Source organism: Treponema sp. OMZ 790 (genome assembly GCF_024181285.1).
In the GTDB taxonomy this organism is placed as follows: Bacteria; Spirochaetota; Spirochaetia; order Treponematales; family Treponemataceae; genus Treponema_B.
The window spans coordinates 2570732-2588174 of sequence record NZ_CP051201.1; the positions used below are offsets into that span (position 1 = coordinate 2570732).

The 17443-nt window shown below is 33.9% G+C and carries 15 protein-coding genes; 8 read left to right on the top strand and 7 right to left on the bottom strand.

Features of this window, described 5'->3' with window-relative positions:
* Window positions 1-151: 151 nt before the first annotated feature.
* Genes E4O01_RS12185 through E4O01_RS12195 form a run of 3 tightly spaced genes read left to right on the top strand, consistent with a single transcriptional unit; the run spans window position 152 to window position 4017 of the window.
* Entirely contained in the window at window positions 152-1771 is a 1620-nt protein-coding gene (locus tag E4O01_RS12185) for an ABC transporter permease (protein ID WP_253692452.1), read from the top strand.
* A 21-nt stretch (window positions 1772-1792) separates the two neighbouring features.
* Complete coding sequence (locus tag E4O01_RS12190; protein WP_253692453.1) at window positions 1793-2746, top strand: ABC transporter ATP-binding protein; 954 nt, start codon at window positions 1793-1795, stop codon at window positions 2744-2746.
* Window positions 2743-4017, top strand: a complete 1275-nt coding sequence (locus E4O01_RS12195) for a glycosyltransferase family 4 protein (RefSeq protein WP_253692454.1) — start codon at window positions 2743-2745, stop codon at window positions 4015-4017. The genes E4O01_RS12190 and E4O01_RS12195 overlap by 4 nt, the downstream gene beginning before the upstream one ends.
* Here the strand turns inward: E4O01_RS12195 and E4O01_RS12200 are convergent.
* From E4O01_RS12200 to E4O01_RS12220, 5 genes are all read right to left on the bottom strand, one after another.
* Window positions 4014-5861 (bottom strand): alpha/beta hydrolase family protein, encoded by a 1848-nt coding sequence (locus tag E4O01_RS12200; protein ID WP_253692455.1) that lies wholly within the window; start codon window positions 5859-5861, stop codon window positions 4014-4016. The genes E4O01_RS12195 and E4O01_RS12200 overlap by 4 nt on opposite strands.
* A 31-nt stretch (window positions 5862-5892) precedes the next feature.
* Complete coding sequence (locus tag E4O01_RS12205) at window positions 5893-6138, bottom strand: hypothetical protein (RefSeq protein WP_253692456.1); 246 nt, start codon at window positions 6136-6138, stop codon at window positions 5893-5895.
* 67 nt (window positions 6139-6205) lie between these two features.
* Complete coding sequence (locus E4O01_RS12210) at window positions 6206-7660, bottom strand: C69 family dipeptidase (protein ID WP_253692457.1); 1455 nt, start codon at window positions 7658-7660, stop codon at window positions 6206-6208.
* A 62-nt stretch (window positions 7661-7722) separates the two neighbouring features.
* Window positions 7723-9153: a UDP-N-acetylmuramoyl-L-alanine--D-glutamate ligase gene (murD, locus tag E4O01_RS12215; RefSeq protein ID WP_253692458.1), complete on the bottom strand. Its 1431-nt coding sequence runs from the start codon at window positions 9151-9153 to the stop codon at window positions 7723-7725.
* Entirely contained in the window at window positions 9122-10387 is a 1266-nt protein-coding gene (locus tag E4O01_RS12220) for an MFS transporter (RefSeq protein WP_253692459.1), read from the bottom strand. Before E4O01_RS12220 ends, murD begins: the two co-directional genes overlap by 32 nt.
* 179 nt (window positions 10388-10566) lie before the next feature.
* On the opposite strand from E4O01_RS12220, the gene E4O01_RS12225 reads away from it, so the two are divergent.
* From E4O01_RS12225 to E4O01_RS12240, 4 genes are all read left to right on the top strand, one after another.
* A complete protein-coding gene (locus tag E4O01_RS12225) occupies window positions 10567-11274 on the top strand; it encodes an Abi family protein (RefSeq protein ID WP_253692460.1) in 708 nt (235 codons plus the stop codon).
* Between the two features lie 184 nt (window positions 11275-11458).
* Window positions 11459-12988 (top strand): ATP-binding cassette domain-containing protein, encoded by a 1530-nt coding sequence (locus tag E4O01_RS12230; RefSeq protein WP_253692461.1) that lies wholly within the window; start codon window positions 11459-11461, stop codon window positions 12986-12988.
* Between the two features lie 65 nt (window positions 12989-13053).
* Window positions 13054-13494: a helix-turn-helix domain-containing protein gene (locus E4O01_RS12235; protein ID WP_253692462.1), complete on the top strand. Its 441-nt coding sequence runs from the start codon at window positions 13054-13056 to the stop codon at window positions 13492-13494.
* A gap of 13 nt (window positions 13495-13507) precedes the next feature.
* On the top strand, window positions 13508-15019 hold the full coding sequence (locus E4O01_RS12240; RefSeq protein WP_253692463.1) for a hypothetical protein: 1512 nt from the start codon (window positions 13508-13510) through the stop codon (window positions 15017-15019).
* A 40-nt stretch (window positions 15020-15059) separates the two neighbouring features.
* Here the strand turns inward: E4O01_RS12240 and E4O01_RS12245 are convergent, their stop codons facing one another.
* Entirely contained in the window at window positions 15060-15371 is a 312-nt protein-coding gene (locus E4O01_RS12245; protein ID WP_253692464.1) for a type II toxin-antitoxin system RelE family toxin, read from the bottom strand.
* Between the two features lie 3 nt (window positions 15372-15374).
* Window positions 15375-15695: a type II toxin-antitoxin system Phd/YefM family antitoxin gene (locus tag E4O01_RS12250; protein WP_253692465.1), complete on the bottom strand. Its 321-nt coding sequence runs from the start codon at window positions 15693-15695 to the stop codon at window positions 15375-15377.
* A 140-nt stretch (window positions 15696-15835) separates the two neighbouring features.
* Here E4O01_RS12250 and murJ point away from each other — a divergent pair, with 140 nt between their 5' ends.
* Entirely contained in the window at window positions 15836-17440 is a 1605-nt protein-coding gene (gene murJ, locus E4O01_RS12255; RefSeq protein ID WP_253692466.1) for a murein biosynthesis integral membrane protein MurJ, read from the top strand.
* Window positions 17441-17443 lie beyond the last annotated feature (3 nt).

The window sequence follows — 17443 nt, forward strand, 5'->3', positions numbered from 1 at the left end:
AAATCGCTCAAGCATATATTTATATTAAGTCAAAACCTAGAATCTGTCAAGCCTGAGTAAAACGGGTTTCCTGTATCAATCACCTAAAATTTATTCCATATCATATACTAGTAAATTTATTAAAAATAATATAGACTTATAGGATAATTTAATGAAACAACAGCTTAAAAAAAATTATAACGGCCTCATCGACTATATCCTCATACTAAGCTTAATTTTAAGTATTTTTATATTTATAGCTATGCCTTTTTTTTATGTATTTAAAGAAAGCCTTGTTATAAATGGACACCTTAGCTTTGAGCTTTTTGAAGATGTGTTTAAAAATCATCTTCATCTTTTAAAAAATTCCTTATCGGTAGGACTTTATACGACGGTTTTAACGGCAATCGCAGGGATAAGCACAGCCTTGTTTTCTTATATGATGCCTAAAAAAATAAAACGCCTGATTTTTTTAATTTTAGCTGTAACGATGATAAGCCCGCCCTTTGTAACAGCCCTCAGTTATATAAACCTCTTTGGAAGGAGAGGCCTTGTTTCTTATTATCTTTTAGGTATTTCAAAAAGTCCGTACGGAATTACCGGCATTGTGCTGATGCAGTCTTTAAGTAATTTTTCTTTAGCGGCTTTAATCTTAATCGGGTTTTTAAATAATTTGGATAGATCTCAATTGGATAGTGCCCGCAACCTCGGAGCAAAGACAAACCGCCTGATTATCGATATAATTCTTCCCTTTCTTTTTCCTGCAATCAAATCGGTTATGCTCTTAACTTTTTTGCGAAGTTTGTCGGATTTCGGAACTCCTGCAATCATAGGGGGCTCTTTTAATGTGCTTGCAACCGAAAGCTATTTTGCAGTAATAGCTCAAGGCAACTTAGGTAAGGCTTCCGCAATAAATGTGCTTCTTTTAATTCCTGCAATTATTATTTTTATTCTTTATCAAAAAAGTTTTAAAAATATTTCCATCTCTTCACACGGTACGGCCACGTCAGAGATTGAAATAAAAAGGCAGGGAATTCTTTTTTATCTTATAAGCATAATTGCCGTTTTCTTTTTATTATGGATAAGCATTCAATATTCTTCTATTATATTATCCGCATTTACAAAAATGAAAAAAGGGAAAATGATTTTTACCTTTGCAAATATTTTAGAAACAAGAGATCATATCACAAGCACGGTTATAAGGAGCATAGTCTACAGTCTTATCGCTGCAGGCGGAGGCAGCATAATCGGTTTGCTAATCGCTTATTATAAGCAAATAAGAAAAATAAAGATAATGCAGGCTGTAGATTTTGCCGCAACTCTTCCCTATATAATTCCGGGAACTTTTTTCGGCCTCGGCTATTTATTGGCCTTTAATTCAAAACCCTTAATGCTTACAGGAACGGCAGCAATAGTTGTTTTAAACATACTATTTAAACAGCTTCCATTTTCTACCAAGATAGGGAATGCGGCAATGGAAGAAATAAACATCGACACTCTAAATTCGATCAGAGATTTAGGCGGTAAAAAAATAAACGAGATTACCGATGCAGTTATTCCGTTAAGCAAAAATGCACTTGGAGTTTCTTTTATAAACGGATTTACAACGACGATGACAACAATAGGCTCAATTATTTTTTTGGTATATCCGAGTCAAAAAGTTTTAACCCTTGTTATGTTCGATGTAATTCAAAGCGGGTATTATGAAATAGGTTCCGTCATTGCCTTGCTTATAATTATAATTTGTTTAATTGTAAATTTAATTTACTTTTTGGTTTTAAAGAAAAAATAAATTTAAAATGCCGGAGGTTTTATGTATCTTGAATTGAAAAACTTAACAAAAACATATAAAGAAAAAAATGCAGTAAAAAATATCAGCTTCAATCTTGAAAAAGGAAAACTCCTCTGTCTTTTAGGCCCATCCGGCTGCGGAAAAAGCACGGTGCTAAAATCGATAGGAGGTTTTTTAAAACCGGACAGCGGAAAAATAATTCTTGACGGTAAAGAAATTACAAATGAACTGCCTGAAAATCGAAATGTTTCTACGGTCTTTCAATCTTACGGACTTTTTCCTCACATGAATGTTTTATCTAATATTATTTACGGTTTAAAATTTAAAAAAATACCTAAGAGCGAGCGTATCGAAGCCGGAATGAAGATGATCAAAACAATGGGCTTATCCGGTTATGAAAAAAAACATATAAGCGAACTTTCCGGCGGGGAGCAGCAGAGGGTCGCCCTTGCACGCAGTTTGATTATAAAACCTAAACTCCTTTTGCTGGATGAACCTTTGAGTAATTTGGATGCAAAACTAAGAATCAATATGCGTAAAGAAATAAAACAAATTCAAAAAGAATTTAACATCACCACAATTTTTGTCACTCATGATCAGAGCGAAGCCTTTGAAATTGCCGACAAAATTATTTTGATGAACAATGGAGAAATTATTCAGGAAGGAACAGCCGAAGCTCTTTACAATCAGCCTGCAAACGATTTTGCTCTTGACTTTATCGGCACAAACAATAAAATAGAAAACTCATATATCAGACCCGAAAAAATAAGAGTATTTAAATCTTTACCGGAAGGAGATGATACTGAAAATTTTGAAGAGGCTCAAATTACCAATATTATCTTTAAGGGTGAAATAATTGAACTCTTTCTTAAAAACAAAGAAAAAGAATTAAAGGCCGTTGTTTTAAACAATGACTGTAATTATCAAAAAGATGAAAGAGTCTACATCAGTTATATTAAGGAGAATTTAAATTGAAGATACTTCACTGTCTTGCGCAATTACCGATGAAAACAGGAAGCGGGGTTTATTTTAGTACCCTCGTCGAAGGAATGATAAAAAAAGGACATAAAAACGCCGTTCTTTATGGAACACAGCTTCCCTTTGCCGAAAAAACTTTTAATGAATCTTTACCGGACAATTTACAAGGAAGAGTAAAAGAATATCCTGTTAAATTTTTATCCGGTTATGAACAAGAAGAAAAAACTTTTAATGAAGACTTGCCCTTTCCGATTGCAGGCATGAGCGACATAATGCCTTACACCTCAACCGTATATTCAGAAATGAGCGAGGAGATGTACCAAAAATGGATTTCGGTTTTTGAAAAAAATCTTCTCCGCATAAGAGAAGAATTTAATCCCGATGTCATCATAAGCCATCATCTTTTTATCTTAACCTCTTTGGTAAAAAAAATATTTCCCGGCAAAAAAATAATCGGCATAAGCCACGGCACGGATATAAGGCAGATTAAAAAGAATCCTTGGATAAAGACACAGTACATACAAAATTTAGATAAGCTAGATTTATATTTTACGGTAAGCCCTAAGGATATTGCCGAGGTGCAAAATATTTTTTCGGCAAACCCTGAAAAAATTAAATTGGCAGGCGGAGGCTTTAATCCGGATATTTTTAACGATAAGGATAGGCATGTTTTTGACGGAACATTCAGACTCTGCTATGCAGGAAAAATATCCGATTCAAAGGGAGTTTTTGAACTTGCAAAACCCCTTCCGCTTATTTTAAAAAAATATCCTGATACGGAATTAACCTTAGTCGGAAATGCAACGGAAGAACAAAAAGCTGTTCTTTTAAAAAATGCCGGATACAGTGAAAACTTAAAAATAGTAAATGCTTCATCGCAAATCTGTATGTGTAAAATTTTAAAACAAAACGATATTTTTATTTTGCCCTCGTACTATGAGGCTTTGGGACTTGTAGCAGTTGAAGCCTTAGCCTGCGGTCTTTTTACAGTTACAACGGAAATAGAAGGCTTAATAAACCTCCTCGGCGAAAAAATTAACACAAGCGGCCTTATAGAATTTGTAAAACTCCCACGCATTTACGATGTGGACAAGGCCTATGAAGAAGATAAACCCGCCTTTGTCGAAGCCCTGACCGAAAAAATAATGCTTCAAATGGAAAGACTTAAATCACAAAAAGATTTTTATTCTCCCCTTGCAGAAGAAATAAAAAAACATTCTTGGGACAGCATTATCGATAGAATTGAAAAAATGATAACAGCTATTTAATTCTCCTGTAGAAGCTCATATATTTTAGGTTTCACAATACACCCTGCACAGGATAGATAGGTAATATTATCTTTCTTTAGAATTGCAAATACTTTATTAATTTTTTTTATTGTCGCTATGTTTTTTGATATTTTCAGTAAAGCTTCTGCTGCGTACATACGTCCTGCAGGATTTTCTCCTATCAATATGTTTTCAAAAATTTTTGAATCTTTTAATTCTAAAAGATGCCCCATAGCTTTACGTCCATACGGAATTTCATTTGTAATTCCAATATTATAACCATAGGGTATATTATCTTCAGGGTAAAAAAGAGCATTATAGTCTTTCTGATAATCTTCAGGTAATTTAATTTTATTCGGTTTCCCGACTAAAATATTCTTTTCATATAAATATTTTTTTTCAATATTATTATCAACAAATGTATAAGAATAAGAATTATTCATGGGATCATGAATAAAAAAATTATTAAATTCCGTTTCAATATTTTTATATTTTTTAAATAAACCGGATAATCTCTCTTTTACAAAATTCTCAATCGTGATATTTACTTTATATCCTGCATTTTTATATAAAAAGTAATCAATGTTAAATCTCACATCAACTCCGTTTTTTGAAAACGAAATTTTTGAAATATTAAAACCCAAGTTGTCAGGGTCGATTTCTTTTTTTGATAATTCTTTAATATCATTTTCCGCTAAAGATTTTTTGTATATAAATTTAAAAACAGCATCGACGGCTTGTTTATTTTTTTTATCTCTATCAGCACGATTATATTTATTAAGAAGTTCTGCTGTGGAATTTTCATCATAGAACGTAACTATTTTTTCCATTAGCTTTTTATCGATTTCAAAAAAGCGTTTTTTGTCTAAGTGTTCTTTAAAATAATCGCTCCGTATTTCAGATGTTAGTTCTACTTGAAGTGTATTTTTAAAGACTTTAAAATCTTCGTTGAGTTTTTTGCCGTAAGCCCTAGCTTCATCAGTATAATATAAATAATTATGGCCTCGATTATTATAATCAATAAAAGTAAACCGGCTGTTATCTTTAAATTTTTTATAAAACTCTTTATAATTATTTTCAAAAGAAACGCTGTCATCATCTGAACTGTGAATAAGCATTATCTTTGTATTAGAATTTTCAAATCCATTAATGCAAGAGTATTTTGCATACCTTCCGAATTTGATTTTTTCTATTAACGAAAAATAAGGTATAAAAAAGTTAATCCATTTTCCAATGAAATCGGCTCCCCTATCCCTTATTATAGAGATAGAAGAATTAAAACCGGCTGCCATCACAACAGCTGCTATATCCTTATGTACATTTAAAACACTTCCAACGGAATAGCCGCCCCAACTGTGACCGAAAAGCATAATCGGTAAATTTTTAAATTCTTCATTTTCTTTTACAAACCTGATTGCATAATCAAGATCGATAATCCCCTGAGGTAAGCCTCCGGCTCCGCTTCCTTCGCTTTCATCATTTCCCGTAGCATCATAGGAAAAAATTAAATAGCCGCTTCCCGCTAAATAATCGGCAACATCCATATAAGAATTATGTCCGCCGCCGCCCAAGCCGTGAGCTATTATTATAAGCCCCTTATAATTGCTATCTTCTTTATAATATTTATACGCAGTAAGTTTTTGTCCTTTATTTGAAGTAAAAAAATATTGCTTTAGTTTCAAACCTTTAAATTCTTCTATCTGCCGTTTCATATGAGAAGCGGTTGTATACCTTTCAGAAAAAATATCTTTATACATAAAGTAAGCAATGCCCATCGGCACAATAAAAAAGATAAGCAGCACAAGAGCTGCTATCCACAAAATCAGTTTTCTTTTTCTTTTCATACAAAATACTCTTTAAGTTGATATCAGATAATTATAGATATTCTCTATCCTCACGCAATAGTGTTACAGGATTTGGCAGTTGATTTGCTTCAATATTAAGATCTTCTATTTTTTTAAATATAAGACGTCTTTTATTTTTATTCCCTATCCTTTTATAAATACTATCTTGTAACATTAAAATTGTCTGTTGTGTTATGGTTCTGTGCTCTTTTTGTGCAAGAAGATGTATTTGTGAATAAATTTCATCAGGTAAATCGTGTACTTGAAGTATAGGCATAATCCCTCCTTACCCTAAATTATACCATATTTATATATATAACACAATCTATAAAATAACCAAGATGTTATTTAAAAGAAGGCTTAAAATACTCTTCTCTTTTGTTTCCTTCATCTGCGGCCATATAGGTGAGAAGTTCCTTGTAAACTTTTTTTGCCTTTTCAAAAATTTCTGAGGCGGTTTCATTGCCGATACGGGTTGCGTATTCGGAAGCAGCTTTCGCTCCGCTTTTTTGATATGTCCTTGTAAGTTCCTTATCTTTTTTGTACTGCTCTTTGATAAGTTTATCTTCATATGAGCTCCAGAGCTTTCTTATATTCTTGCCGAATTTTTCTCGATCGAGTGCAGAAAAAACGTTGATAGCCCTCATTGTCCAATAAAAAGAATCGGGATTAAATTCTCCGTCATCTACCTTGTAAGAAGAAATTGTATCATTTATATTTCCATGGAACGGAAGGTACACCGAATGTTCGGCGTTAGCCATTGCAAGCCAAATTATACCGCCCACAGCCTTGGGAAGATTCGGCTTTAGTTGAAGAATGTGACATTCCATTGAAGTAGGATCTCCGATCGGGCGTATGTCATCCTCGACATTGGCATCCAGCTCAGTTCCCTCATAGCGGTATCTTTGTAATTCCATAACATCCTTTATAGTGATTTTTTTATCCGGTTTTCTCCAAAGAGAAAAAACATCTTGGCCATGCTCTACTTTTTTTGAAGGTGAAAGTTTATTTTGTCCGCCCCATATTCTATCTCTTTCGTAATCGCCTATCTCATCGGCATAGGTAAGGGCAACATGGAATTTTCCTTCATACTCTTCATAAAAGCCTTTTTGCTGCGGAAGAGAAATTAAATTCCTAGAAGCAATTACATCCGGGCTGTTTACATCAACATAGCCCAATAAAAAATGGTTGGGGATAACGGCATAAGAATCATCAGGAACCTTCACAGCCGCATACTGATGGCCGGATAAAATTTCCATATACCATATTTCTTTGTCATCTGCAAAGAATAAAATATTTCCTTCAGCTGATCCGTATTTATCTATTATGGAGGCTGTCCGTTCAACAGCTTCACGCGCAGTTTTTGCATAAGGGAGAACAACGGTAGTAATAGAGGCCTCAGATATTCCGCCTGAAACAAGGGGGTCGTACTTTTGGGCTGAAGCTCCGGGATTGGCCGAAACTGTAGCACTCATTGCAAGCCCGTATTCGTTAAAGCCTGCGGCATCATAGATTCCTCCGCCTTGGTCGGCATCGCAGATTGCTGTGTACTTATAACTTATTTTCGGAAGTTCCATTTTAAAACCTGACGGATCTTCAAAAATAATAGTTTCTTTATTTTCTTTACGGGGATAAACCTTAAAAAGCTTATTTTTTGCTCCTTCCAAATCTTCCGTTCTTGCTATAATGCGGCTTCCGTCTGCAGTAGCATTTTTTCCTGCAACAAAACCTGTACATGCAAAAAGAGGTGAAGTCTTTACCAACATTAATAAAACAATAAAAATAAGAGCTTTTTTCATAAATTCCTCCACAGCTTATTATAGTATGTTTTTTTATCGGTATCAAGCTTTAATCGAAGTTATCAGCAAAATATTTCTTTTACCTTTTCTTTAAATTTATTGCCGCGGTCGAATTCGTTTTTGAACATACCGAAGGAGGCAGCTCCCGGCGACAGGATTACAATGTCGCCCGCTTCTAAATTTTCTTTTAATGAAAGCAAAAGAGAATCCAAACCGTCAAAGGGGCCTTTATATTCAACCGATTTTTCTTTAAGTAAAGGAATTAAAAGATCCGTTCCTGTGCCTGCAAGAAGATAGATGCTTTTAGTCAGCTTTGCTTTTTCGGCAAGCGGAATAAAATTTAAATTTTTATTTGTTCCGCCGCAAATTAAGATCGGCGGTTTATCAAAAGCTTCTATGGCAGCGGCAGAAGCTTCAGGAATTGTTGCCGCCGTATCGTTATAAAATTTTATTCCGTTTTTTTCATAAAAGAATTCCAAGCGATGCTCAATTCCCGAATACTCGTCCATAAATTTACGGATAATCTCAGCTTGATCTTTGTTTTTCTTTTCTTTTAAATTTTCTGCCTGATGAAATTTTTGGTAAAGCAAAAGAGCGAGACCAGCATTCAAGACATTTTGTTTAAGTTTAAGCCCGGGAACTTTTGCATCTTTTGAAAGTAATAGCCTTTCTTCATCATTTAAATTGCAGACGCCTTCTTGCCGGTTATTAAAAAAAACGCCTCGGCATTCTTCAGGCAAATTTTTCTCGCTGTACCAAAAAACATTTGCTCTTGTTTCTTCTGCAAAAATTTTACCCCACCCGTCATCAAAGTTGCAGATTAGATAATCCGCTTCATCCATATTTTCATAGATGATTTTTTTGTCGGCAACATATTTTTCCATTGTGCCGTACCAATTTAAGTGATCGGGCATTATGGGCGTAATAATCGCAGCCTTTGGTTTAAGAAGACCCTTGGTTTTTAAATCGGCAAGCTGCCAGCTGGAAAGCTCAAGCACCACGGGAGTATCCTTCGAGGTTTCTTCAAAAAAACTTAAGGGGCTGACCGTAATGTTCCCGCCCAAAAAAGCATTGTACCCTAATTTTTTAAGCCCGTAATAAAGGGCGCTTACCGTGGAGGACTTTCCCTTGCTTCCGGTTACCGCCAAAACCGGAGCCTTTGAAAGAGCGAGAAAAACGGAAATATCCGATTCTACTTGTTTTGCAGCTTCCAAAAAAACATTCCCTTCAAGTTTTACACCTGGGTTTTTAATAACAAGATCGGACTCTTTAAAATCTTCTATTCTGTGTTCTCCGAGAACAAATCTTATATTTGTAAAGGAGGATAATTTTTCGATTGAAGGTCTTAGCTCTTCCGAAGTTTTTAAATCGGTTACGGTAACCTCGGCTCCGTACCGGGCAAAAAATCGGGCAGCCGCAACCCCGCCGCCGTTGAGCCCTAAGCCCATAACGGTTACTTTTTTATTCTTTATATTTTCTAAGCTTATTTGCATGACGGATATTATAACAAAAAATTTTAGGAAGTTCCAGATGATGAAGAATCGCAGTAGCAAACAATATAATAGAAAGAAACAAACCGATACTGTAGATGCCTAGGCTGTCTGCAAGGAAGCCGCAAAGAGGAGCAAGAGCTGCGACTGCCAAGGTTTTAGCTTGCGAAGCTATAGAAAGAATTCCTGCCTGATCTGACGAGTCCGAATAGTTATCGTATTGAGCGATATTTATCGGAACCCATAAATTCATAAGAATGGAAAGTATTAGATAAGAAGCTATTGTAATGCCGTAGAGCTCTGTGTAAAATCCAAAACCGGAAATTAAAAGCAGAACACAGCCCATAACCAAAAGTAAAAAAACAGCCCTTTCATCTGACCTTGCTCTTTTTACAAAGCGGTACGCATTCCGCGAGCTAAAAGCCGATAAGATATTTAAAAGAAAATAAACGCATCCGATTAAAATAGGCGTTCCGAGATTTTCTGAAAGAAGCAAGCTTGAAGCCAAGGCAGCCGCTTGGAGTTTTAGAAGTGGCTGTAAATATTTTTCGCTCACCGAAAAACTTCCCGAAAAGCTCATATTTTGAATAATGAGTGTTCTGATTTGCCGGCTTGTAAAAGATTTTTTTATAACTCTAAAAGTATGAGCCATGACTTCTTTAAAAGAACAAACAGATACTGCCGGCTTAGTGTTTAGACTCTTAGGGTACATTGCCATATTCCACACGCCCAAAAGAGCCGGAATAATCGAAAGGATAAAAACATAGCGGTAGTTTTGCATGTAGATCACTATGAAGGCAGCTATAATAACGGAAAATGCACTCCCGTATTTTGACCATGAGCGGGTATATCCGTAAACATAAGTTTTTTCGCTGAGCCTGTTATTTTGCTTTAGCCATTCAAAAATAATAGCCTTGTGAGTTCCGGTTCTAAACGCATCGCCTACAGCATAAAAGAAAAGAGCCGGAAAAAGAAAACCAAAGGAAGAAGCAAGAGAAAAAAACACAAAGGAAATAACATAGCTTATTAGGGAAACCGGCATGGCAGTCTTTTTCCCGTAAAGGTCAGCAAAGGAACCGCTTGGAATTTCCATCAAGTTTATAAGCACATTTAAAAATGCAGTTAAAATTCCTATCTGAAAAAAATTCAATCCAAGCGAAAGATAAAACAAAATAATAAAGGGTTCCGAAAAATCAAAATTTTTTAAAAACCCGTACAAACAAAATCTTTTTATCATGCAGCACAGCTTACTCTATCGGGTATTATAGCATAGAAAGAGGGGATCGTCGATTGATGGGAATTTGGTTAAAATGAGAAGTCCGAAGGCCCTAGCACTGTTATAAAACAGGAGAAGGAACACTTCGGCTCACAATAAGTATTATATAATATTTTATGATTTTTTACAAGAGGTGGTATATGAATATTTTATTTTATGCAGGCATTGAAAAAATTCTCACAAAAAGCCGGCTTTCAGTTTATAGACAAGATGGATGTGATAATATAACAGCTATAGCTCGTTATTTATATAATATTGAAATATGTAAGTCTTTATATCCCGCTCTTCACATTTTTGAAATAAGTCTTAGAAACTCAATAGACTCAGCTCTTACAATATATGCCAAAGATCAAAAATGGTATGATATAGTCAAACTCAACCACCACTCTCAATTAAAAATTGATGAAGCAAAAAAGAAAATTATGAAAAAGAATAAAACCGTTACTCATGATAGACTTATAGCAGAATTGACACTAGGGTTTTGGACAATATTTTTGACAAAAACATATTCTCAATGCGCTTTTCAGAGCTTTATAATAAAAAATTGTCTTAGGCAGATGCCTAAGAATCTACGAAATATAGGCTCAATACAGATAATTTTTGAAAAACTTCGTACATTACGGAATAGAGTTTCTCATTATGAACGGCTAATTCACTGGACAGATTTAATTCAACAGCATAATCAATTGTTAGAGTGTATAAAATATCTCAATCAAAATGCCTATGATATGATAAAAGAAATTGATACCTTTGAAAAGACAATAAATTTAGGTATTAATCCATTTGTCTCATTTGTAAAAAGTCACTGGAAATTGATAAAGAAATTACTTTCCGCTTCACTAATATAGTATTAGCTATAAAATAAGTATTGCATCCATTAATTTTAAATTATTTTCCGTAAATTTCACGAAATTTTATGAAAATACACGAAAATAATATTGACAGTCTATAAAAAATCGTTTATTATGATGAAGCAAAGAATTTAAAAAAGGAGAAATTTTGCTTTATGAATAAAGCCTATAAGCGTTTTTTATGACTATGGCTGCTTTAGCCCTTGTGTCGGCCATGACATCGTTGGCAGCACCTTTTCTGTTAAGTTTTTGGGCAAAAACCGGTGTCGAGATGAATTTAAAAAGAGTTTTTCTTATAATATCGGTATTGGTGCTGATGTTTTTGCTTAAAATAGCTATAATTTTTTTACGTGAAAATTTTGCAAAACATTTTAATATAAAAAATGCCAAAAATATTATCGAAAAAATTTTAGACCTAAAATACGATACAATTATTTCTCAGAGAAATATGAATTTAATTGAACGGATGGCACAGGCTGTAAACAATATGTACATATATATGACAGGAGATGCCGTTCAAATATGGTCAAGCATAATCACAACTATAATTATTTTAATCGCAATATTTTTTGATAATTATATTATCGGTTTAATACTGCTTGCCTTAATTCCAATAAATTATTTAGGTTATAAAGCCTTGAATGCCGAATTAAAAAAGCGTTCTCAAGTTATGCAAACAAGTACGTCAATGGGGTTTCAAAAAATACTCTCGCTTGTAAACCAAACGGATTATTTAAAACAATGTCCCGATTATGATATTCTACTAAACCAATTAAAACCTTCATTGAATAAAATTTACGAAAGTATAGCTCAGGTGAACAAATATGCTCAAACTTCTTCATCGTTTATATCATCTCTTAATTCAATGCTGCAAACAGTTTGTATTTTAGTTGTCATGTACAATTATTTAAGCGGAGAAAATCAAATTTTACCGATTGTGATTTATACAATTGTACTTCCTCTATTTTTTTCCAATGTCAGCATAATTACAAATATTAATTTAAACAAAAATAATTTAAAAGTCTCACAAGATTTTATTGCATTTTTAGATTCGGAAAAAGAAAAAAATTCTGGTGAAAAAATCAAATCGATTGAAACAATCGAATTTGATATAAATGAAATACGAATAGGTGAACAAACATTTAAAACTAATATAAACGATAAGTTTATGAAAGGTGATATTGTTTGGGTGCAGGGAAAAAGCGGTTCGGGAAAATCAAGTTTAATGAAACAGCTTGTAAAATTTAGAAAGGCCTCAGGTATTTTAATAAATGAAAAACCGATTTCTTCTATTAGTAATAACAGTATCCGTTCTTTTATTGATTATATCCCGCAAAATAATTCAATTATCAATGGGACAATTCGAGATAATTTATTTTTAAACAAAAAATATTCAATTGAAGCCGAAGAAAACCTAAAGAAAAGTGAGCTCCTTACATCAATTTTACAAAATAAAAACTACGACACAATGATAATGGATACAGGAGCCAATCTTTCGGGAGGGGAAAAACAAAAACTTGCCATAGCCCGAAGTTTATATTCGGATGCAGAAGTTTTAATCTTTGATGAGGTTACAGCCAATATTGATTCAGAAAGCACTGCCTTGATTTTGAATACAATAAAAAGCACTTGTAAGAATAAAATAGTTTTTATAATCTCACATGAAGCTTTGCCTAAAAATTATGCCGATAAAATTATAAGAATATCATAAAACTTACAAAGCCCGATTGTAATCAAAGAAATTTTATTGTAAAATTATAAAAAAGGAGAAAAGGTTTGGAAAAATTATATACAATGAATCAGATTGCCGAAATGCTTGAACTCAGTGTAAGAACAATTCAAAATTACTTAAAAGAAGGCAAACTTACAGGAAAAAAAATAGGCTCTCAATGGCGTTTTACCGAAAAAGATATTGAACCGCTTTTTTCGGATAAGAGTTTTATCGATAAAAAAAATACTGATGAGAAAAGGAGATTAGAAGAATTTTTAAAAAAAGATTCCATTGAAAAGCCTGAAATCTTTTCAATCTTATGCTATCCGTATAGCAAAGATTTTAAACTAAAAGAATTAATGAAAAAAATAAATGAAAATATTGAGAAAGCAAGTAAATGCCGATTTTATTTTGTGTCAACGGAAAACACTTTTAAATTTTTTTTGGAAGGAGATATTGAATCGGTAATTAACTTACAAAAAATAATAGATGAAAATTCTACCTAAAAAAGGAGTTTTTATGAAACCGGAATCGATTATCGTTTTATGTCTTTACTCACTTTTAATTATCGCTTTAATTACAGCCTGTGTGAGTCTTCCTAAAATTGAAGAAGACAATAGTCAAGATAAAATCTTTTTAGATTTTGCAAAGTATGAAGATCTTTATAGATCGGGTGTAATTTATTATCCTTGGGCTTTTGATAATATAGACTCTCCCAACCTTTTTTCCAACGAAAAAATAAAACTAAATCCAAGCGAAATAAAAAAACGAATTTTAAAAAATATTTTTTTTGAAGAAGATTATGACGGCAATTTAAAAATAAACTATAATGCTCAAATTCCGCTTCCTCATTATATAAGCTTCAATAAGATTAAGGAAAACATATATAAGGCTGAAGCCCAAGTTGCCGTTCCGCAATCCGTAGGCGATTTTGAATTTACGGCAAATGAAATCGGCATAACAAAGAGCTTCGACAATCTTCATATCAAACTTCTCGAAATAAAAGACAATGAAGCGGTTTTCTTTATACGGGATATGGGAATAAAATACGATTACTCTTACACAAAAGACGATTATATCGATGATGAAAATGAAGAAGATGAAAATTCCAATGAAACCGAAACTAAGGCTGATGAAGAATTTTCTTATGATAAGATGCTCGAATACGAAAGAAAATACGATATTTCCCGCCGAGGTTACAGCCTTTCTTATCGGGTCAATGAAAAACCCAACGAATTATTTTATAAAACAAACAAGATACATGCTGTTGTACATGGAACGGGCGGTGAAGATTTAAACTTTGAAAGTTTTTCGGCCGACTTCCGGCATTACCTCTGGTATCGAAACATGGACATGCCCTATCCATGGCTTGCGGAATATTTCTATGATATAAAAGAACACTATATCGAAACCGAAAATCACGAAAAAACCGAGTATCATCCTTTTTTTATTGCAAAACTTAGAGCCGCAGGAAAAATAAAATCCGTCAGTTTATCGGTTTTATCCGACAAGATAAAAAAACATAAAATTGATTTAGACTTTTTGAATGTGGAAGAAAATAAAAGAGATGGGCAAAGCGGAAATACAGAGAGACAGAAAGAACCGGCTTATCAAAATTATACGGCCGAAGAGTTAGAGCAAAAAATAAAAATTGAACCTTACAGCTTACACATTGCAAATAAGCAAATTACTCTTTCAGCTTTTTTTCCTCTTACGGCAAACACCCAAGATTTTTCTGATGCATCGATAAGTTTAAATGATATAAGGCTGATAGACAGCGATGGAAACTTATATGAAATAGGAGATGCTGAAAGATCTGACATTGAAGGTATTCTTTTAATAAACAATCCATACATCCGGCATACCGCTTCGTATTCTATACCTATAGTTGAACCTCCTTTTAAGGTACTGTGCAATGTAGAATTCTCTTATCCGATATATAAAAAAAATGAAGACGGAAATTTTATTATTACGGAATATGCCGACGGAGAATATCCGGCCGAAATCGAAATAAATTTACCGGAGTTTTAGCGACTATAGCCCCATTACTCTATAGTTATAGAATATTTTCTTATTTTCTCTTTCCTGCCAAATTATATACTTCGTTGTCCGCTCTTGCTGAAATTACAAGTATATACATTTCATTTTTAGTACGAAATAATTTATAAACAACTCTAATTCCGATTTTTTTATATTTTATTTTTAGTAAATGGGTTAAATTATTTTTATTCTTATTTCCCAAAGGTTTCCCATAACCGCCCTCACTTTGAGGAAGAGGATTTTCTGATACTTTAATAATTCCTTTAAGAACAATCTTTTTTACCGAGTCATCTAATTTTTTTAAATCTTTTTCTGCATCAGGATGATACTTTATTTTCCACATAAGCTATTCCAATTCAACATCAATATCATCCAGGTCTTCATTTGTAAGCTCTAACCGTTTCATAAGTTCTTGGTGAGAAATAGGTTTTGTTTTTTCACTCATTCTTTTTTCTGCTTCAGATAAAAGAACGGCATTTTCATATTCCTCGACCATGTATTGATAATCTTTAGGACTTATTAAAACACATTCGGGTACATTGTTTTTTACGACAATCCTCACCCCGTTCTTTTTTACTTCAGAAAAAATCTTATTTGCTTCTCCCTTATTAAATCTGCTGATGGGAATAATTGAGTCCAATAAATCTACAGTTCTTAATGCATTCATACAAAACCTCCGCAAGATTATTATACATATAAATATAATTATTGTCAAATTTATTAGCAAATTTACAATATTTATATTGATATATATCTTTCCACCGCCCTTGCATTATAAGCCTTAAGCCTGTATAATCTTTAATTGTTATGGACAAGGTTGAAAATAAAAATAAATCTCTCGTAAAAAGCGGGTCGAAACTTTCTCTTTTGGTTTTTGGGTCAAGAATTTTAGGGCTTGTCCGCCAGATGACTATGTCGCATTTTTTGGGAACGGGGCCCTTGGCGGATGCCTTTGCTACAGCCTTTATGCTGCCTAATCTATTTAGGAGACTCTTTGCCGAAAACAGTATAACCGTTGCTTTTATTCCGACCTTTAATGCCTACCTGCAAAAGCACAAGGATGCGGAAGAATCCGAAAGTACAAAGACAGAAATAAACGAGTTTTTAAGTTCTATTTTTACTCTTGTAAGTTTTGCAACTGCCGTTGTTGTAACACTGGGCATTGTGCTTTCTCCCCTGATAGTAAAAATCTTTTTTGAAGACATTGCAGATTATGATTCTACCGTTTTTTTAACGCGGATAATGTTTCCGTATTTATTTTTAATTTCCGTTGCAGCTTTTTTTCAAGGCATTTTAAACGGAGTAAAGATTTTTACTCCCTCAGGTTTTACGCCTATTTTGTTCAACATAATCGTCATAAGTTCAACATATCTTTTTGCAAAACCCTTCGGAGATCCTGCTGTTGCAATGTCATACGGTGTTGTTGCAGGCGGTCTTGTTCAGGCTGTTTTTCAGCTTCCCTTTGTTCTAAAGACAGGCTTTAGTTTTAAATTCACAAGTCTTGCAAAAACCCTTTCAAATCCGGGAACAAAAAAAGTACTGGCCCTTATCGGCCCTACCATAATCGGCATGGCAGCCTATCAGATAAACGACTTAGTTTCCACCTCGCTTGCAACCTCAGCAGGACTCGGAATAGCTTCGAGCTTACAATACTCTTTGCGCTTGCAAGAGCTCTTACTCGGAATCTTTGCAGTTTCGATAGGCACGGTAATTCTCCCTGAAATGTCGGCCATAGCCTTGCGCAAAGATTGGGATGCCTTTCAAACCATATTATTGCAGGCAATAAAAGTGATAGCCTTAATCACAATACCGGCAACCTTTTTCTCCCTTTTATCGGGAGAAAATTTAATTATCCTCATTTATAAGAGCAATAAATTCGACGATACTTCGGTAAAATTAACATTGGGAATTTTTAACTTTCACATAATCGGACTTTTTGCAATCGCCGCAAACAGAATCATCGCACCGGCCTTTTATGCCCAAAGCGATTCAAAGTCGCCTACAATCGCAGGAATAATCTGCTTTGCCGTAAATATTCTGCTTGCCCTTATCTTGGTAGGCCCCATGGGCGGAAACGGAGTAGCCCTCGCCCTGACAATAGCTTCATTTATAAACACGGTCATCCTTTTATTCTTCTTAAAAAATAACAATGCCCTGGATGTAAAAAGACTCATCTTTCCGGCTCTTTTATTTATAACAAAAATATTTGCTTTTTCGATTATTGCTTCAATTCCGCTTTATTTTTTGAAAGATAAGATTTATTCTCCGTTTGCTTCATTCGGAAAAATTATCGGTCAGGGAGTTCCGCTTTTTATTTCTTTTATTATTTTTGCGGGGCTTGGGGCCGGTCTTTTGCTTATAACAAAAGACCGAACCGCCGGCATAATTTTAAAACGCTTTAAGAAATCTTAAGAT